Origin of the sequence: Pseudomonas sp. HN8-3, from assembly GCF_020790195.1 — a bacterium.
Lineage (GTDB): Bacteria > Pseudomonadota > Gammaproteobacteria > Pseudomonadales > Pseudomonadaceae > Aquipseudomonas > Aquipseudomonas synxantha_A.
This window is the reverse complement of the sequence record NZ_CP086206.1, coordinates 5,013,510-5,034,000: the sequence shown is the minus strand read 5'-3', so window position 1 is coordinate 5,034,000 and position 20,491 is coordinate 5,013,510. Positions and strand designations below refer to the sequence as shown.

Genomic DNA, 20,491 nt, shown 5'->3' with positions numbered 1-20,491 from the left:
CCACTCTATCCGCGCACGGCTGTCAGGCTGTGTCCGCCCCATGCACCACAGTGCTAAAGTCCACCCCTCGATTTTGCTTTTCCCAAGGAAGCCGTTATGCCGGACGCGACGTCCCTCAGCCCTGGATTCATGGTGGTTCACGGCAACCGCCTGGACGAACTGCGCAGCCTGGTGGTCAGCTGGATGCGCCGTTATCCACTGGCGCCTTTGGAAAACGAAATCGCGTTGGTACAAAGCAACGGCATCGCCCAATGGCTCAAGCTGGCCTTGGCTGAAGATCCGCAAGAAGATGATATGGGCGGCTGCGGCATTGCCGCAGCAATCGACGTGCAACTGCCTGGCAGCTTTATGTGGCAGCTCTACCGCATGGTCCTGGGCCGTGATGAAATTCCACCCAAGTCCCTGCTCGATAAAGCCCCGCTGACCTGGCGTCTTATGCGCCTGTTACCCGAACTGATTGGCCAGCCGCATTTTGAGCCCCTACAGCGCTTCCTGACTCAAGACACCGACCTGCGCAAACGTTACCAACTTGCCGAGCGCCTGGCCGATTTGTTCGACCAATACCAGGTCTACCGCGCTGATTGGCTGGAAGACTGGGCCGCAGGTCGGCACCAACTGCGCAATGGTCGAGGCGAATCCAAGCCCCTCAACCCTGCCAACTGCTGGCAAGCCGAGTTATGGCGTGCGCTGCTGCTGGATGTAGGAGAGGAGGGCATGGCTGAAAGCCGAGCAGGCGTTCACCAGCGCTTCATCGAGCGCATCAACAGCCTTGAGCAAGCGCCGCCCGGCTTGCCTTCCCGGGTGATTGTATTCGGCATTTCATCACTGCCGGCCCAAGCACTGGAAGCCCTCGCTGGCCTGGCCCGTTTCAGCCAGGTCCTGCTCTGTGTACATAACCCTTGCCGCCATCATTGGTCCGACATCGTCGCCGACAAGGATTTACTGCGTAATGAATACAAGCGCCAGGCGCGCAAAGCCGGTATGCCGGTCACTATCGATCCCCAAACCTTGCACCAGCACGCCCATCCGCTACTGGCGGCCTGGGGCAAGCAGGGCCGTGATTACATCAGTTTGTTGGACAGCTACGATGACCCCAACAGCTACCGCGCCGCATTTCGCGATGGGCGCATCGATCTGTTCAGCGACAGCGAACCCACCACGCTGCTCAACCAGCTGCAGGACGATATCCTCGAACTGCGCCCGCTGAATGAAACCCGCGAACTGTGGCCCGCTGTTGATCTGGAGCATGATACGTCCATCCGGTTCCACATCGCCCACAGCGCCCAGCGCGAAGTGGAAATCCTCCACGACCAATTGCTCCAACGCTTCAGCGCCGATCCAACGTTGCGCCCTCGGGACATCATCGTCATGGTTCCCGACGTCGACAGCTACGCGCCGCACATCCGCGCGGTCTTCGGCCAGCTTGAGCGAAATGACCCACGCTTCATCCCCTATACCCTGACAGACCAAGGCCAACGCGGCCGCGATCCTCTACTGATCGCCGTCGAACATCTGCTCAAGCTTCCCGACAGTCGTTTCCCCGTCAGTGAAATCCTCGACCTGCTCGACGTTCCCGCCCTGCGTGAGCGTTTTGCTATCAAAGAGCGCGACCTGCCCACCCTGCATCGCTGGATCGAAGGCGCCGGTATCCGCTGGGGGCTGAACGCCGAACAACGTGTCGGTTTGGGTCTACCCACAGATCTGGAACAAAACAGCTGGCGATTCGGCCTGCGCCGTATGTTGCTGGGCTATGCAGTCGGCACTGGCATGGCCTGTGAAGGTATTGAGCCCTACGACGAAATCGGCGGCCTCGATGCGGCATTGATCGGCCCGCTGGTCGCCCTGCTCGATGCCTTGAATGATGCCCATCAGGCGTTATCACAACCGGCTGCTCCCAGGGTGTGGGGCGAGCGATTGCAACGCTTGATGCAGCTGTTCTTCCTGCCCAGCAGCGAGCACGATGACTACCTCTTGGGCCAGCTTGAGCAACTGAGAGAGACCTGGCTGGAAACCTGCGAATCCGTTGGCTTGCAGGACGAGTTACCGCTTACGGTCGTCCGTGAGGCATGGCTGGCCGGATTGGATCAGGGTCGCTTGTCCCAGCGCTTTCTCGCCGGAGCTGTCAATTTTTGTACCCTGATGCCCATGCGTGCGATCCCGTTCAAGCTGGTCTGCCTGCTCGGCATGAACGACGGCGACTACCCACGAGCACAACCGCCGCTGGACTTCGACCTGATGGGCAGCGACTACCGTCCCGGTGACCGTTCGCGCCGCGAAGACGACCGCTACTTACTGCTCGAAGCGCTGCTCTCGGCCCGCGACCAGCTCTATATCAGTTGGGTTGGCCGCAGCATCCGCGATAACAGCGATCGCCCTGCCTCGGTATTGATCGGCCAGTTGCACGACCACCTCGCCAGCGGCTGGCAGCACGCCGGCAGCGATAAGCCGCTGATCGACGCAATGACCCAGGAACACCCGCTCCAACCCTTCAGCGCCCGCTACTTCCATGAAGGCGATCCACTGTTCAGCTACGCCCGCGAATGGCAATTGCTGCATGAAGCGCGGGATGTCATGCCCCCAGCGAATGTATTGCTGCAGCATCAACAGGAAGAACCCCTGAGCCTCGGTCAGTTGCAGGACTTCTTGCGCAACCCAGTCAAACATTTCTTCAGCCAGCGTCTGAAAGTATTCTTCGAAGCCGCAGAAGTGCCTCTGGCTGACGAAGAACCCTTCGTCCTCGACGCACTGCAGCGCTATAGCCTCAGCGACAGTCTGCTAAATGCTGCACTGACCCACCCCGATCACCTCGACCAGGCCCTCAACGCCCAAGCCCTGCGTTTGCAGGGCAGTGGCCTGTTGCCGATGGTCGGTTTCGGTGAGTGCCTGCGTAAGGAGTTGATCGAGCCGTTGCCTGACCTGGTGCAGCGCTATCAACAGCTTCTGGCGCTGTGGCCGACCCCACATACCGGCGCTGAACCTATCAGTTTTGAGTATCGAGGCATTCAGTTGGAAGGCTGGATCAGCGGCTTGCATCGCCGCAGTGATGGCGGCCTGTTAAGCGTTACCACCATCCCCAATAGCATTGGCTCGATCAAGACACGCAAGTGGCATCGCTTGATCCGCCCTTGGGTCAACCATGTGGTGGCCTGCGCCTGTGGCCTGCCATTGAGTACCGGCCTGGTAGCAAGTGACGACACCTTGCTGCTCGAGCCGTTGGATAAACCTACTGCCCAGGAAATCCTCGGCAACCTGCTGCTGGCTTGGCACACCGGTATGAGCACACCGCTGCCCGTTGCAGTAAAAACCGCTTTCGCCTGGCTCGGCCAAACTGACCCCGCCAAGGCCCAAGCCGCGGCCAGCAAAGCTTACGAAGGCGATGGCATCACCACTGACGGCGAACGCCGCGAAACGCCTGCTCTCACGCGGCAATTTCCCGACTACGCGGCGTTGGTCGCCAGTGAGGAATTCGAAGGCTGGTGCGAAACCCTGTATCGCCCGCTCATCAACGCACCATGGCGATCGCTTTCCAGCGCGGAGGCCAGCGCATGATCGGCAAACCCTTGGCCCTGGCATTCCCGCTTAAAGGCAGCCAGTTGATTGAAGCCAGTGCCGGCACTGGCAAGACCTTCACCATCTCCGCGTTATACCTGCGCCTGGTGCTCGGCCATGGTGGTGATGAGTCCGGCTTCGGCCGCGAACTGCTGCCGCCGCAAATTCTCGTCGTCACGTTCACCGATGCGGCCACCAAGGAGCTGCGTGAACGCATCCGCATCCGCCTGGCCGAAGCTGCGCGCTTCTTTCGCGACGAAATCGAACAGCCCGATGCGTTGATCGCCGACCTGCGCGAGCAATACGCTCCGCAGCAATGGCCGGCCTGCGCCAACCGCCTGGACATCGCCGCGCAATGGATGGATGAAGCCGCCGTCTCGACTATCCACAGCTGGTGCCAGCGCATGTTGCGTGAACATGCGTTCGACAGTGGCAGCCTGTTCACCCAGACCCTGGAAACTGACCATAGCGACCTGCTGGGCGAAGTGCTGCGCGATTACTGGCGATTGTTCTGCTACCCGATGCACGACGATGCGCTCAACTGGGTGCGCAACAATTGGGGCGGCCCCGCGGCGCTGATGCCAAGGGTGCGTGCGCTGTTCGGCAGCGAGCGGCCCACCGACGAAAGTCGCGAACCGGCCGAACTGATCAACGCTTGTTTGCAAGAGCGTCGCGCCGCGCTGACGACCCTCAAGGCACCCTGGCAACAATGGGCCGCCGAGCTGCGCGATATCTGCCTGCAAGCCGTCGCCGCCAAAACGGTCGATGGGCGCAAGATGCAAGCGCGCTACTTCGAACCCTGGTTCGAAAAGATCAGTGCCTGGGCCGCCGATGAAACCCTGGAGCAATTGGACATCGGTACCGGCTTCACGCGCCTGACGCCCGAGGGCATGGCCGAAGCCTGGAAGGGCGAACCGCCGCAGCACCCGGGGATCGAGGCGATGGCCGGCCTCAAAGCCAGCCTCGATGCATTGCCAACGCCCGACGCCGCGGTATTGCAACATGCGGCTGGCTGGGTGGGTAAACGCTTCGAAGAAGAGAAACGTCGCCGCGCTGAAATGGGCTTCGACGACATGCTGATCCGCCTCAACGCGGCCCTTCAGGCAGACGGTGGCGAGCGCCTGGCCAGTGTGATCCGTGAGCAATTCCCGGTGGCGCTGATTGATGAATTTCAAGACACCGACCCGGTGCAATACAGCATCTTCGACAGCATCTACCGCATCGACGAAAACCATCTGGACAGTGGCCTGTTCTTGATCGGCGACCCGAAGCAGGCGATCTACGCCTTTCGCGGTGCCGACATCTACACCTACCTGCGCGCCCGGCAGTCCACCACCGGCCGCCATCACACCCTGGGCACCAACTTCCGCTCCAGCCATGCGATGGTCGAAGCGGTGAACCACGTGTTCCAGCGTGCGGAAACCGGCCGTGGTGCGTTCCTGTTCCGCGAGCCCAACGGCGAGAACCCGGTGCCGTTTCACCCGGTGCTGTCCCAGGGCCGCAGCGAGCACCTGCAGGTTGACGGCCAACCGTTGCCGGCCATGAACCTGTGGCACCTGCCTACCGACCAGCCGATTTCCACCGCGGTTTACCGTCAGCACTTGGCTGCGGCCTGCGCCACACAGATCGTCGCGTTGCTCAATGGTGGGCAGCAAGGCACAGCAGGTTTTGTAAAAGAGGGCAGCCTCAAGGGCGTATTGCCGTCAGACATCGCCATCCTCGTACGCGACGGCAAGGAAGCCCAGGCCGTGCGCGCTGAGTTGGCCAGCCGTGGCGTGCGCAGTGTGTACCTGTCGGATAAGGACTCGGTTTTCGCCGCCCAGGAAGCTCACGACCTGCTGGCCTGGCTCAAGGCCTGCGCCGAGCCGGATGTCGAGCGCCCGCTGCGCGCCGCCCTGGCCTGCGTCACCTTGAACCTGTCTCTGGCGGAACTGGAGCGTCTGAACCAGGACGAATTGGCGTGGGAATCGCGCGTGATGCAGTTCCGTGGCTACCGCGCAATCTGGCGCACCCAAGGCGTGCTGCCGATGCTGCGTCGCCTGCTCCACGACTTCAAGCTGCCTCAAACCCTTATCGCCCGCAGTGATGGCGAGCGCGTGCTGACCAACCTGTTGCACCTCAGTGAGTTGCTGCAACAAGCCGCGTCGGAACTCGATGGTGAACAGGCGTTGATCCGCCACTTGGCCGAACACCTGGCACTGTCGGGCCAGGCCGGTGAAGAACAGATCCTGCGTCTGGAAAGCGATGAGCAACTGGTCAAGGTGGTGACCATCCACAAATCCAAGGGCCTGGAATACGACCTGGTGTTCTTGCCCTTCATCTGCTCGGCCAAACCGGTGGATGGCAGTCGCTTGCCGCTGCATTACCACGATGAACACGGCAAGTCCCAAGTGAGCCTGCGGCCAACGGCCGAGCTGATCGCCCAAGCCGATGACGAGCGCCTGGCCGAAGACCTGCGTTTGTTCTACGTGGCCTTGACCCGCGCCAAACACGCGTGCTGGCTGGGCATTGCCGACCTCAAGCGCGGCAATAACAGCAGCTCGGTCTTGCACCTGTCGGCATTGGGGTATTTGCTGGGGGGCGGGACGTCGTTGGGCGAGTCCACCGGCCTGGCGCGCTGGTTGCTGGATTTACAGGAAGGTTGCCCGGCCATCCGTTATGGCCTTGTGCCGGATATCCAGGACATCCTGTTTCACCCGCCGCGCAATGAAGCGACGTTGCTTGCGCCGTTGCTGCCCAAACGCAAGGCTGCGGAAAACTGGTGGATTGCCTCCTACAGTGCCTTGCGCATTGGCGACAGCATGAGCGCCGCCAGCCTCGAAGCGCCGGAAAGCCCGCAGGCCCAGAAGCTGTTCGATGACGAACGCCTCGACCCCGATGCACCACGGGAAGTGGTGGCGTCCGGCGGTGATATTCACCGTTTCCCACGCGGGCCTAATCCAGGCACCTTCCTCCACGGCTTGTTGGAGTGGGCCGGTGAAGAGGCTTTCAACGTGACGCCCGAGGCCATTGAAAAGGCCGTGGGCGCACGCTGTAACCGCCGCAATTGGGAAGGCTGGATCGTCACCCTCAGCGGCTGGCTGGGGCATCTGTTGCAAACGCCGTTGCCGCTGTACAACGACCACGTGACCCTCAGCGGTCTTGAGCAGTACCAGATTGAAATGGAGTTCTGGTTCGCCAGTCACACAGTCGATGTGCTCACCCTCGACAAGCTGGTGTGCCGGCACACCCACGGCGGCGTTTCCCGTGTGGCCGCGGAGCCGGTGCTGCTCAACGGCATGTTCAAGGGGTTTATCGACCTGACGTTCGAACACGAGGGGCGCTACTACGTGGCGGACTACAAATCCAACTGGCTCGGCCCCGACGATTCGGCCTACACCCAGCAAGCCATGGAGCAGTCGATCCTTGAGCATCGGTACGACCTGCAATACGTACTTTACCTGCTGGCCCTGCATCGCCAGCTCAAGGCACGCCTGCCCGATTATGACTACGACCAGCACGTCGGCGGCGCCTTGTACCTGTTCCTGCGTGGCACCCAGTCGGTGAGCCAGGGGGCGTATTTCACCCGGCCGCCCCGTGAGCTGATCGAAAGCCTGGACCTGTTGTTCCAGGGCAAGCCAATTGCGCCCAAGGTCGAGCCCGTCTGGGAACAAGGAGTGTTGCTATGAGCCTGTCGCCGTTACCGCTGGAGGAGCTGGCACCGCTGAGTCACGCCACTGACCTGGTGCAGTTGCTTGAGCGTTGGGTCGAGCGTGGCTGGTTGCGGGCCCTGGACAAAGCCTTCGTGGGCTTCCTGCACGAGCTTGATGCCCAGGCCGATCCCTTGGTGCTGCTGGCGGCCGCGTTGACCAGCCATCAACTGGGCCATGGCCACGTCTGCCTGGACCTGTTCGAAACCCTCAAGACGCCGGACTTCGCCCTGTCTTTGCCGCCCGAAGGCGACCTGCACACCGGCGCCATGCTGCTGCCGTCGCAGTTGCTGCACGGCCTGGACGGTGCCCATTGGTGCCATGCCCTGGCGGGCAGCCCACTGGTCGCGCTGGCGGTCGATGGCAGCGACGTGGCCCAGAGCCGGCCATTGGTGTTGTCCGGCAAACGCCTGTACCTGCGCCGCTACTGGACCTACGAGCGACGTATCGATCGCGCCCTGCGCCTGCGCCTCGCGAGCGTGGAGCCCGCAGCTGCCGATTTGCCACAACGCCTCAACCGCCTGTTCGACCAACCGGCGCCGGATGGGGTGATTGATTGGCAAAAACTTGCCTGTGCGCTGGCTACCCGCGGCGCATTCAGTATCGTCACCGGCGGCCCCGGCACCGGCAAGACCACCACCGTAGTGCGCCTGCTTGCGTTGCTGCAGGCGCCCGCCGTGGAGTCCGGCAGCCCGTTGCGCATTCGCCTGGCCGCGCCCACCGGTAAAGCCGCTGCGCGCCTGACCGAATCCATCAGCCAGCAAGTGCTGTCGCTGACAGTGCCCGACAGCGTGCGGGAAAAAATCCCGACGCAGGTCACCACGGTTCACCGCCTGCTGGGCAGTCGTCCCGGTACTCGCCACTTCCGGCATCACCTCGGTAATCCATTGCCGTTGGACGTGCTGGTGGTGGATGAAGCCTCGATGATCGACCTGGAAATGATGGCCAACCTGCTCGACGCCTTGCCATCCTATGCGCGTCTGGTATTGCTGGGCGACAAGGACCAATTGGCGTCGGTGGAAGCGGGTGCGGTACTCGGTGATTTGTGTCGTGATGCCGAAGACGGCTGGTACAGCCCGCACACTCGGCAATGGCTGCAAGCCGTCAGCGGCGAAGACCTCAGTGCCAGCGGCCTGCAAGAAGACCTCGACGGTAGCCATCCCCTGGCCCAGCAGGTGGTGATGCTGCGCTATTCACGTCGTTTCGGCGAAGGCAGCGGCATCGGCCAGCTGGCGCGCTGGGTCAACCAGCAAAATGCCGAACAGGCACGTCAGCTGTTGGCCGCAGGTCGTCATGACGACCTGTTTTGCGTCAGCCTCAAGGGCGAGCATGACTATGCCCTTGAGCGCCTGGTGCTGGACGGCCAGGGCGACGGCGCCCAAGGCTATCGCTACTACCTGAATCTGCTGCAATCGGCACGTCCACCCTTGGATACGCCACGTGATGACGCGGCCTGGACGCATTGGGCGCAACAGTTGCTGCAAGCCTTCGATGCGTTCCAACTGCTCTGCGCCGTGCGCAAAGGCCCTTGGGGCGTTGAAGGGTTGAATCAGCGCATCACCGCGGCCCTGCGCAAAGTACGCCTGATCGAAGGCGACGAGCAGTGGTACGAAGGTCGTCCGGTACTGATGACCCGTAACGATTACGGCCTGGGCCTGATGAACGGCGACATCGGTATCGCGTTGAAATTGCCCGAAAACGAGGGCGGCTCCCACGTGCTGCGGGTGGCCTTCCCACGTAACGATGGCCAGGGCGGCGTACGTTTTGTGCTGCCCAGCCGCTTGAATGATGTTGAAACCGTGTATGCGATGACCGTGCACAAATCCCAGGGCTCGGAGTTCACCCATACGGCGCTGATCCTTCCGGACGCTTTGAACCCGGTGTTGACCAAGGAGTTGATCTATACCGGTATTACCCGCGCCAAGCGCTGGTTCAGCTTGATCGAGCCCCGCGGTGGGGTGTTTGAGGAGGCGGTACGGCGCAAGGTCAAGCGTTTGAGCGGGTTGATGCTGGAGTTGGACGCCGTGCCTGAAAAACTGACTGATAGGTCATGAAATATTTCTGATTCAGATGTCTGATTTTTCTGAAAAAATAGTAGGCCTCGTGTCAGCCGTGCGGCATGGGGTTTCCCGCCGCTGTGCTATCGTTGCGGCATCACCCTGGAAAATACCTGAGAGAAGTGCTGCATGAACGTGGCTGTCTCGCCCACAGAGCGCAGTTTGAGCTGGAGACGGATGTTGCTGGTGGCGGTTCTGTGCCTGCTCGCACCGCGCGTCTGGGCGCAGACGCCGAGCCTCGCCGAGCAGCGCGCCCAGGCGGTCACCCAGGTCGTCCTGGGCATTCTCAGTTATGCGCGATGGCCGGTGGAGCCTGCGCAATTGCGGCTGTGTGTTGTGGGGCCGACTCAGTACACCGATGACCTGGTCAAAGGCACCACCCAGGCCACCGGTCGTCCAGTGCTGGTACGGCGCCTGCTGGTCGATCATCCGGATATCGTCAATGCCTGCGATGCCGTCTACATCGGCAAAATCACCCCCGACGAACGCAACCGCCTGTTTACCTCATTGATTGGCCACCCTGTACTCAGCATTAGCGAAGGGGGCGACCAGTGCACGGTGGGCAGCCTGTTCTGCCTGCGCGTCAGCGATGAGCAGGTGTCGTTCGAGGTCAACCTGGATTCCGTCGCCCGCAGCGGCGTGCGTATCCATCCCAGTGTGTTGCAGTTGTCTCGCCGTCGAGCGCCTGGCTCATGAGCCGCGATAAAGTGCGGCCGACCCTGCGCTCGGTGATTGCCCGCGGGCATATGATTCTGGCGCTGGTGGCGGTCACCCTGGCCAGTGTGTCCCTGACCCTGCTCGGCGTACTTGCCCTGCGGGTTTACGCCGAGCACAACCTGCACCTGATCGCCCGCTCCATCAACTACACCGTGGAAGCGGCTGTAGTGTTCAACGACAGCGCGGCGGCCACCGAAGCCCTGAGCCTGATCGCCTCCACCGAAGAAGTGGCCCAGGCAGAAGTATTCGATATCAACGGCAAGCTGCTGGCGCGCTGGGTTCGCCCGGAAACCGGCATGTTGTCACGGGTCGAGTTGCAAATAGCGCACGCCCTGCTCGAACAGCCCATCAGCCAGCCGATTCTGCGCCAAGGGCAAACCGTCGGCAGCATCCATCTGGTCGGCCACGGTGGCAGCCTGTTGCGCTTCTTGCTCAGCGGCCTGATCGGGATTCTGATCTGCACCGCCCTCAGCGCCTGGGTGGCCTTGCACTTGTCGCGGCGTCTGTTAAATGGCATCACCGTGCCACTGCAACGCCTGGCCGCCGTCGCTCACGCCGCGCGCAGCGAGCGAGACTTTGACCGCCGCGTACCCTCGGCGCAGATCGCCGAACTCGACAGCCTGGGCAGCGACTTCAACGCCCTGCTCGGCGAGATGGAGGCCTGGCAGAGCCACCTGCAAAGCGAAAACGAAACCCTGGCCCACCAGGCCAGCCATGACAGCCTCACTGGCCTGCCCAACCGCGCGTTCTTCGAAGGCCGGCTTATTCGCGCCTTGCGTAGTGCCGCCAAGGTCAACGAGCGGGTGGCGGTGCTGTTTCTCGACAGCGACCGCTTCAAAGACATCAACGACAGCTTCGGTCACGCTGCTGGCGATGCCGTGTTGGTGGCTGTTGCCGATCGCGTGCGTGCGCAACTGCGCGAGGATGACCTGGTGGCACGCCTGGGCGGCGATGAGTTTGCGGTATTGCTGGCGCCGCTGCACAAGGCCGAAGACGCCCATCGCATCGCCGATAAAATCATTGCCAGTATGGACGTGCCGATTTCGCTGCCAGGGGGTACTCAGGTGTTGACCTCCCTCAGTATCGGCATTGCCATTTATCCCGATCATGGCGCCACTCCCGGCACCTTGCTCAACGCCGCCGATGCGGCGATGTACCAGGCCAAACGCCTGTCTTCAGGCGGCCAGCAAACGGCGGAGTCGGAGCATCCCGTCGTCAACGTTCAACACAGGAGTTGATTCCCTTGTTCGCTAACACACGCGTTTTATTTATTTCCTTACTCGTTGCCTTCCTGGCCCTCAGTGGCTGCCAGACGCCCCCGCCCAAGGGGCTCACCCCGGCGCAAGTCGCCGTACTCAAGCAGCAAGGCTTCGAGCTGACAGACGAGGGCTGGGCCTTCGGCCTGTCCGGCAAGGTCCTGTTTGGCAGCGACATCGAAACCCTCAACAAACCCAGCACCGACATCGTCGAACGCATCGGCCAGGCCCTGGTAGGCGCGGGCATCGAGCGCGTACGTGTCGACGGCCACACCGACGCCTCCGGCAAAGAACCCTACAACGTGGCGCTGTCCCTGCGCCGCGCCAAGAGCGTGGGCAAGGTGCTGACCCGCGTGGGTATGAAAGAAGAAAACATCCAACTGCGCGGTTTGGGCAGCAGCGAGCCGGTGGCGCCGAATACGACCACAGCAGGCCGCACCGAGAATCGCCGGGTGTCGATTGTTGTGATCGCAGACTAAGCGGGTTCACCTTCCCCCAGCTGAAATGCATTCAATATGTGGGAGCTGGCTTGCCTGCGATGGCGGTTGATCGGTAGATATAGCTTTTGCTGATACACCGCTATCGCAGGCAAGCCAGCTCCCACATTCAGTCTGCAAACCGCATTTCCCGCGTCTGCCCCATCAACAACCCCTGATTCTGCTCCGTCACCTCCCGGATGTAGTCCCACAACAACGTAATTCGTTTCAACTTCCTCAAATCCTCCCGGCAATACATCCAGAACTGCCGCGTAATCGCAATCTGCTCTCCCAGCACCGGCAACAAGCGCGGATCCTGCACCGCCAGAAAGCACGGCAATATCGCCATCGACCGGCCCTGCTGCGCCGCCACGTACTGCGCGATCACGCTCGTACTGCGCAGGCTGGCGCTGGCGCCGGGCACGACGTTGGCCAGGTACAGCAGCTCCGAGCTGAAGGCCAGGTCATCCACGTAGCTGATAAACGGATGCTCGGCCAAATCCGCAGGTTTGCGGATTGGCGGGTGTTGGTCGAGGTAGTCCTGGGTGGCGTACAGCTGCAGTTTGTAGTCGCACAGTTTGCAGCACACATACGGCCCGTGTTCCGGGCGCTCCAGGGCGATGACGATGTCGGCTTCGCGCTTGGACAGGCTGATGAAGTGGGGCAGGGGCAGGATGTCTACCGAGATCGCGGGATAAGTGTCGACGAAATGGCTCAACTGCGGGGTGACGAAGAAGCTACCGAACCCTTCGGTGCAGCCCATGCGCACATGGCCGGACAGCGCCACGCCGGAGCCGGAGACTTGTTCGCAGGCCATGTGCAGGGTGCTTTCGATGGACTCCGCGTAGCCGAGCAAACGCTGGCCCTCGGTGGTGAGCACGAAGCCGTTGGTCCGGGATTTTTCGAACAGCAACGTACCGAGCGACACTTCCAGTGAACTGATGCGCCGCGACACGGTGGTGTAGTCCACCGCCAGGCGCTTGGCGGCCACGCTGGCCTTGCGGGTGCGCGCCACTTCGAGGAAAAACTTCAGGTCATCCCAGTTCAGGGCGCCTAGAGAGGTGATGTTTTTTTGCATATTGGACCGGCTTTTATGTGCGTTCTTATTAGAAGTTTGCACATCTATACTCCAAAAACAGTCCGAACGCCTCATTCTTCAAGGCGATTCAACGCCTTGGTTCTCTGCATAACTACAAGATTCTGGAGACCACATGAACGCATCTGCCGATATTTCCGTGCAACAGGTCAAGTTGCTGATCAACGGCGAGTGGGTCGAATCCAAGACCACCCAGTGGCAAGACATCGTCAACCCGGCCACCCAGCAAGTGCTGGCCAAAGTCCCGTTTGCCACTGCCGATGAAGTCAACGCTGCCATCGACGCTGCCCATCGCGCCTTTCAGACCTGGAAGCTGACGCCGATCGGTGCGCGGATGCGCATCATGCTCAAGCTGCAAGCCCTGATCCGTGAACATTCCAAGCGCATTGCCGTGGTCCTCAGCAACGAGCAGGGCAAGACCATTGCCGATGCCGAGGGCGATATTTTCCGTGGCCTGGAAGTGGTCGAGCACGCCTGCTCCATCGGCACCCTGCAAATGGGCGAATTCGCCGAAAACGTGGCCGGTGGCGTGGACACCTACACCCTGCGCCAACCTATCGGCGTGTGCGCCGGCATCACTCCATTCAACTTCCCGGCGATGATTCCGCTGTGGATGTTCCCGATGGCGATTGCCTGCGGTAATACCTTCGTCCTCAAGCCTTCCGAGCAAGACCCGTTGTCGACCATGCTGCTGGTAGAACTGGCGCTGGAAGCCGGCGTACCGGCCGGTGTGCTCAACGTAGTGCACGGCGGTAAGGATGTGGTGGATGCACTCTGTACTCACAAAGATATCAAGGCCGTGTCCTTCGTCGGTTCCACCGCCGTCGGCACCCATGTCTACGACCTGGCCGGCAAACACGGCAAGCGCGTGCAGTCGATGATGGGCGCCAAGAACCACGCCGTGGTGCTGCCGGATGCCAACCGTGAACACACCCTCAATGCCCTGGTCGGCGCCGGTTTCGGCGCGGCGGGCCAGCGTTGCATGGCCACCTCGGTGGTGGTGCTGGTGGGCGCGTCCAAGCAGTGGCTGCCGGATCTCAAGGCCCTGGCACAAAAGCTCAAGGTCAATGCTGGCAGCGAAGCCGGCACGGATGTCGGCCCGGTGATCTCCAAGCGCGCCAAGGCACGCATCCTTGAACTGATCGAAAGCGGCGTGAAAGAAGGCGCCAAGCTGGAGCTGGATGGCCGCGATATCAAGGTGCCGGGCTTCGAACAAGGTAACTTTGTCGGCCCGACTCTGTTCTCGGGCGTGACCACCGACATGCGCATCTACACCGAGGAAATCTTCGGCCCGGTGCTGGTGGTGCTGGAAGTCGACACCCTCGACCAAGCCATCGCCCTGGTCAACGCCAACCCGTTCGGCAACGGCACAGGTTTGTTCACCCAGAGCGGTGCGGCGGCGCGTAAATTCCAGAGCGAAATCGATGTGGGTCAGGTCGGCATCAACATCCCGATTCCGGTGCCAGTGCCGTTCTTCAGTTTCACCGGCTCGCGCGGTTCCAAGCTCGGCGATCTGGGCCCGTATGGCAAGCAAGTGGTGCAGTTCTACACCCAGACCAAAACCGTCACCAGCCGCTGGTTTGATGACGACACGGTCAACGATGGCGTCAACACCACCATCAACCTGCGCTGAACCTGGGAGACGAGCATGAAGATTGCATTTATTGGATTGGGCAACATGGGCGCGCCCATGGCCCGTAACCTGATCAAGGCTGGGCACGCGCTTAACCTGTTCGACCTGAACCAGGCGGTACTCAAGGAACTCGCCGAACTGGGCGGCACCATCAGCAGCTCACCGCGTGATGCGGCCCAGGGCGCAGAACTGGTGATTACCATGCTGCCGGCCGCTGCTCACGTGCGCAGCGTATGGCTCAATGACGACGGTGTGCTCGCGGGCATCGGCAAAGGCGTCCCAGCGGTGGATTGCAGCACCATCGATCCGCAAACCATCCGTGATGTAGCTGCAGCGGCAGCGAAACAAGGCGTGGCAGTGGCCGATGCACCGGTCTCCGGTGGCACCGGCGGTGCCCAGGCCGGGACGCTGACCTTTATGGTCGGCGCCAACCCGGAATTATTCGCTACCCTGCAACCGGTGCTGGCGCAGATGGGCCGCAACATCGTGCACTGCGGCGATGTCGGCACCGGGCAAATCGCCAAGATCTGTAACAACCTGCTGCTGGGTATCAGCATGGTCGGCGTCAGTGAGGCCATGGCCCTGGGCGATGCGCTCGGCATTGATACGCAAGTGCTGGCCGGCATCATCAACAGCTCCACCGGGCGCTGCTGGAGTTCCGATACCTATAATCCTTGGCCGGGCGTGATCGAAACCGCGCCATCATCGCGTGGCTATACCGGTGGCTTTGGTGCCGACCTGATGCTCAAGGATTTGGGCCTGGCCACGGAAGCCGCACGCCAGGCGCATCAGCCGGTGATCCTCGGCGCAGTGGCCCAGCAGTTGTACCAGTCGATGAGCCAGCGCGGGGAGGGGGGTAAAGACTTCTCGGCCATCATCAATAGCTATCGCAAACCTCAATAAAGGCAAGTTCCGAGAGCCCTCCTTGGGTGGGTTCTCGGAGGTTGGCTTGTCTATGCGTTCGCAGCATTTCAGGCGCCTTGTGCACCTGCCCCCTCGATATATCCCCTAATACCTGTCCCCATCGTGATTACAACTTTTGCTGCCTCGCATTACGCGAGCTTCGCTGCTATATGCGTTTTTATTACTAATCAACTAACTGGTTCGCATGAGCCTGTTTGAGGTGTGTACCACCTTGAAATAAATTATTACAACTTGAAAAGGTTTGATGGTTTTTCTCGGTTTTTGATCATTGATTCATCATGTGGGTCGCATATGTGGAGTGATTAATTATCATGGTGTGATGATGAAAAAATAATTGATGGGCGTCATATATGTGATGGGCATGACCGTTAATTAGGCGTGCTTAATACCTGTTTAGTTTTCCCTTTGATGTCGGCTATTGCCTCGCTAGTATCTGGCTGGCGGGAGTTTTCAGTTGGGTATGCCTCCACAGTTTTCTCCGCAGTGTTTTATTTTTTCCAGGTTGTGCAGGTGCCTTAAAAATGGCTAGCGAAAGGAAGCGGACAGCGAGTATTGCCGAGCGATCAGCTGCTTTGGCCCACACCGGTCAGGGACTCGACAAGGCCAGTCTCATGGCTCTCCATCTCTCCCGATTGCTTGAGTTGTGGGCTTGCGGGCGTACCCACTCATTGCCGGTGGCGGCGCCTTCCAGGCTTACCTGCCTGTCACATCAATTGCCGCCTGTGAGTCGCGAGTCCGAGCCCATCAACGCGCGACTGCGTGAAGAAACGGGCGTTGGGTGATCGCCACTTAGTCCGAACAGTTCACCAATAACGCAAAAACAAATTTAGCGCTCGACGGTAATCACTGTCGTGGGCATTCGCTCGCGCTGAGCTTTGTGTGTCCATAAATTGAAACGGGTGAGAGATGAAAAATATAACAATTGTCGACAAGGCGACGGGGACGGCGACGGAACATGCCTTGGGAACTACCAGCCTCAAAGGTACCAGCATTGTAAAGTTGCCCTTCGGGCCGGAAAGCGTTCAGTCGTTTCAACAGTCCGGGCAGAATCTGGTAGTCACGCTGAAGTCAGGTGAGACCGTTACGGTTCAGAACTTTTTTGTGGTGGGCGCCGACGGTGCGAAAAACCAACTGGTGCTGGAGGGTGAAGACGGTACTTTGTTGCTTGGCAACTATTCCACGCCTTATTCGGGCTTCACCTTTACTGAAATTTCGACCCTCGACGAGCTGGGTGTGGCCGCCATTGCCGCAGACAGTTCCATCCCGAGCTGGGTGCTGTGGGGGCTGGGGCTACTCGCCGTGGGCGGTGCTGCGGCGGCAATGAGCGGCGGCGGCGGAGGCGGTGGTAACGATTCGCCACCCGCCGCTCCAGGAGCCGCGAGCGGTCTGGCCGTCAACAGTGCGGGCACACTCCTCACCGGTAAAGGCCAGAGCGGTACGACGGTAACGGTCAAAGATGCTGCGGGCAATGTGCTCGGCACCAGCACCGTTGGCACAGACGGTAATTTCCAGGTCAGCCTGGGCACACCGCAAACCAATGGTGAAACGCTGCAAGTCACCCTCAAGGATGCCTTGGGCCAAGTCTCGCCGCCTGCAACCGTTGTCGCCGGTGACACCACGGCACCTGCCGCCGCTTCAGAGTTGGAGGTCAGCCCTGACGGTTTGACCGTCAGCGGTAAGGGCGAACCCAATGCCACGGTGACCATAAAGGATGCCGATGGCAATGTAATCGGCACCGGCACGGTGGGGGATGACGGCAGCTTCCAGGTCACCTTGAACACGCCGCAGACTAACGGCGAAACGCTGAGCGTCATTCTCAAAGACGCTGCCGGCAATGAATCCCCTGCCAGCCCTGTGGTGGCGGGTGATACCACCGCACCTTCCGCACCGACCGACCTGGCGTTGAGCCCCGACGGCGCAACGCTCAGCGGTAAAGGCGAACCCAATGCCACGGTGACCATAAAGGATACCGATGGCAATGTAATCGGCACTGGGGCAGTGGGAGATGATGGCACCTTCCAAGTGACCTTGAACACGCCTCAGGTTAACGGTGAAACGCTTGCCGTCACCTTGACGGACCCTGCGGGGAATGAGTCTGTCCCGACTAACGTGGTCGCCGTTGATATTGATGATACCGACGCGGACGCGGATGCCGACGCTGACGCTGACGCTGACGCTGACGCTGACGCCGACGCCGACGCCGATGCTGACGCCGATGCTGACGCTGACGCTGACGCCGATGCTGACGCCGATGCTGACGCTGATGCCGATGCCGATGCTGACGCTGACGCTGATGCTGATGCTGACGCTGACGCTGATGCTGATGCTGATGCTGATGCTGATGCGGATGCCGACGCTGATGCTGATGCCGATGCCGATGCCGATGCCGATGCTGATGCTGATGCCGATGCCGATGCCGATGCCGATGCCGATGCCGACGCTGATGCTGATGCTGATGCTGATGCCGATGCCGATGCCGACGCTGATGCGGATGCGGATGCGGATGCTGATGCCGACGCTGATGCTGATGCCGATGCCGATGCCGATGCCGATGCTGATGCCGATGCCGATGCCGACGCTGATGCTGATGCTGATGCCGATGCCGATGCCGACGCCGACGCCGATGCCGACGCCGACGCCGACGCGGATGCCGATGCGGATGCCGATGCGGATGCCGACGCCGATGCTGACGCTGACGCTGACGCTGATGCCGATGCCGACGCCGATGCGGACGCTGACGCCGATGCCGATGCCGATGCTGATGCGGACGCCGATGCCGATGCCGATGCTGATGCCGACGCTGATGCTGACGCCGATGCGGACGCCGACGCCGACGCGGATGCCGATGCTGACGCTGATGCCGACGCCGACGCCGACGCCGACGCTGATGCCGATGCCGATGCCGATGCCGATGCCGATGCGGATGCCGACGCCGATGCTGATGCGGATGCTGATGCGGATGCGGATGCTGACGCCGATGCCGATGCCGATGCCGATGCCGATGCCGATGCTGACGCCGATGCCGACGCCGACCTAGAAGCCTTCGACGACCTCGCCACAAGCGAAGTGACCATCAAACCCGTTACATCCAACACCAACCTGGCGGATATGCGTGTCTTCACCCTGCTGGGTGTTGGCGGGATCATCCTGGGCGATCACACCAAGGCACAGGAGTTCACGGTTGCCGAAGGTTCCAGCGGCACGCTGAACCTGCAGTTTGCCCAGGCGGATCTGGTTTCGCTGCTGGGAGGCGGTTTCACTGCGGTCCTGGAGGTCAGCGACGGCGCGGGTGGCTGGTTGCCGGTTCAACAGGGCAGTAACGGTTCGGGCTTGCTGGATCTGTTGGGCCTGTTCGGTCAAAGCACCACTGCCGAGATCGAAGGGCTGCAGGCCGGGCAATATCGCTTCACCCTCCAACTGGACCCAAACCTGGTCAGCATCGGTGCGGGGGCGACGGCGGTATTGAGCGTCACCAACAACAGCCTGACTGATTTCACTGGCGAAGCCGGTCCCGAAGTCTCCGGCAACGTCATCACCGACCCGGGTGTGGGAGGCACTCCGGATGTGCCGGGCAACGGCGGGCCCGTCAAGGTGCAGGTCGAGGTCGGCGGTGAATTCGTCGATGCGGACGCCACTACCGGCACGGTGCTGCAAGGCCAATATGGTCAACTGACTATTTTTGCCAATGGTGACTACAAGTACACCCCGAACGGCGATGTCGCCAACATCGGCAAAGTGGATGCGTTCGAATACCACTTGGTCAATGGTGCGGGTGGTTCTGCCGCCGCCACCTTGTATGTGCGCATCGACAGCCCAAGTGTCGACGTGACCTGGAACGCAACAGACCCATCGGCTCCAGGCACGGTCAGCCCGGTAGCGAACGATGACCTGGGCTCGGCGCAGATAGCGATCGTCAACCTGGTGACAGAAGCCAACGCGCCGGCCTTGAGCTACAACCTGCCGGCGATCGGCACGGGCTCGGGTACGGGCGAAGTCATCGTCGTGGCTGCCGACTCTACGGCTGTATTGAAGGTCGATGTCAGCGCTTCCGGCTTGACCCTGTTGCCGTCCACCACCGTCAATCTGCAAAAACTGATTGCAGGCCAATGGGAAACGCAACAGACCACCACCCAGTCGTCGCATACGTTCACCGGGCTGGACGCCGGTTCGTATCGGGTCACCGCATCCACAGGCTCGGTGCTGTCATTGTCGACCATCACGGTGGCTCAGACCTTGACTACCACCTTCACCACGCAATTTGTGGCCGGTGAAATGACCAACGCCACCGGCGACTTGTTGGCTGGCAGCCTGGCCGGACCGGATGTGCTCGGTTCGCCATTGACGGTGTTGAGCGTGCTGGTAGCCGGGGCCTATGTGGTGCCTGGGCAGACGGGGGCGCAAGTCGTCGGTGAGCACGGCACGTTGACCGTCTTTGCCGATGGCAAATACGTCTACACGCCGAATGCCGGCCTGACGTTGGATGAGATTGGCCAGGTGGATAAATTCACCTACAAACTCACCACGCCGACGGGTCAGGAGGAGACCGCAGACGTGTACATCCGCATCGACTCGCCAGACCGTGACCTGGTCTGGGACGACGCCAACCCGGGCGCGCCTGCCACTGAGGGTGTCGGCTTTGCCGCAGCCCTGGGGGCGGTGGATCAGGCCGCGGATGACGCCGCCAGCGTTGATGCTCAGCACCACGATGCGGCGGTGGTTGATGACACCGACTTCACCCACGTCGATGCGGGCGCGGGTGCAAACGGGTTGCTGTGGGAAGGGGGGGATGCTGCCATCAACCTCACCGACCTGATCGGCAAAGTCAGCGATGTGCAGAGTATCGACCTGAACGATATCAGCGCAGTGGACCTGACGTTGAGCCTGGAAGACCTGGTGTCCATCACCGGGCCTGAGTCGGATCGCTTGATGATTCAGGGCGACGATCAGGACAGCGTGCACCTGACCGGCGACTGGACTGGCGGTGTGACGCAAGTAGAGAACGGTCTGGAGTACGTGGTCTACACCAGTGCGGAAGATCAGGCCCATCAGCTTTGGGTACAAAGCGGCATCAACGTGGTGTAACGCCACTTCCCG

General features: G+C 61.2%; 10 protein-coding genes. 9 read left to right on the top strand and 1 reads right to left on the bottom strand.

Going from position 1 to position 20,491, the window contains the following annotated elements; all coding sequences use genetic code 11:
- Positions 1-96: 96 nt before the first annotated feature.
- From recC to LJX92_RS22340, 6 genes are all read left to right on the top strand, one after another.
- A complete protein-coding gene (gene recC, locus LJX92_RS22365) occupies positions 97-3,549 on the top strand; it encodes an exodeoxyribonuclease V subunit gamma (RefSeq protein ID WP_228308965.1) in 3,453 nt (1,150 codons plus the stop codon).
- A complete protein-coding gene (gene recB / locus LJX92_RS22360; protein WP_228308964.1) occupies positions 3,546-7,217 on the top strand; it encodes an exodeoxyribonuclease V subunit beta in 3,672 nt (1,223 codons plus the stop codon). Before recC ends, recB begins: the two co-directional genes overlap by 4 nt.
- Positions 7,214-9,292 (top strand): exodeoxyribonuclease V subunit alpha, encoded by a 2,079-nt coding sequence (gene recD / locus LJX92_RS22355; RefSeq protein ID WP_032879474.1) that lies wholly within the window; start codon positions 7,214-7,216, stop codon positions 9,290-9,292. The genes recB and recD overlap by 4 nt, the downstream gene beginning before the upstream one ends.
- 132 nt (positions 9,293-9,424) lie before the next feature.
- Complete coding sequence (locus LJX92_RS22350) at positions 9,425-9,991, top strand: YfiR family protein (RefSeq protein WP_032879475.1); 567 nt, start codon at positions 9,425-9,427, stop codon at positions 9,989-9,991.
- Positions 9,988-11,250 (top strand): diguanylate cyclase domain-containing protein, encoded by a 1,263-nt coding sequence (locus LJX92_RS22345; RefSeq protein WP_032879477.1) that lies wholly within the window; start codon positions 9,988-9,990, stop codon positions 11,248-11,250. The genes LJX92_RS22350 and LJX92_RS22345 overlap by 4 nt, the downstream gene beginning before the upstream one ends.
- Before the next feature lie 5 nt (positions 11,251-11,255).
- Entirely contained in the window at positions 11,256-11,747 is a 492-nt protein-coding gene (locus tag LJX92_RS22340; RefSeq protein WP_032879478.1) for an OmpA family protein, read from the top strand.
- Between the two features lie 127 nt (positions 11,748-11,874).
- On the opposite strand, the gene LJX92_RS22335 is transcribed toward LJX92_RS22340, so the two are convergent.
- On the bottom strand, positions 11,875-12,822 hold the full coding sequence (locus LJX92_RS22335; RefSeq protein ID WP_228308963.1) for a LysR family transcriptional regulator: 948 nt from the start codon (positions 12,820-12,822) through the stop codon (positions 11,875-11,877).
- 133 nt (positions 12,823-12,955) lie between these two features.
- Here LJX92_RS22335 and LJX92_RS22330 point away from each other — a divergent pair, with 133 nt between their 5' ends.
- The 3 genes from LJX92_RS22330 (at position 12,956) to LJX92_RS22320 (ending at position 20,479) form a co-directional block, all read left to right on the top strand.
- Positions 12,956-14,473 carry a CoA-acylating methylmalonate-semialdehyde dehydrogenase gene (locus LJX92_RS22330; protein WP_228308962.1) on the top strand — a complete coding sequence of 506 codons (1,518 nt, stop codon included), beginning with the start codon at positions 12,956-12,958 and terminating at the stop codon, positions 14,471-14,473.
- Positions 14,474-14,488: 15 nt separating this feature from the next.
- Positions 14,489-15,376 (top strand): 3-hydroxyisobutyrate dehydrogenase, encoded by an 888-nt coding sequence (gene mmsB / locus LJX92_RS22325; protein WP_005791381.1) that lies wholly within the window; start codon positions 14,489-14,491, stop codon positions 15,374-15,376.
- Between the two features lie 927 nt (positions 15,377-16,303).
- Positions 16,304-20,479: a BapA/Bap/LapF family large adhesin gene (locus tag LJX92_RS22320; protein WP_228308961.1), complete on the top strand. Its 4,176-nt coding sequence runs from the start codon at positions 16,304-16,306 to the stop codon at positions 20,477-20,479.
- The last annotated feature ends 12 nt before the right edge of the window (positions 20,480-20,491 follow it).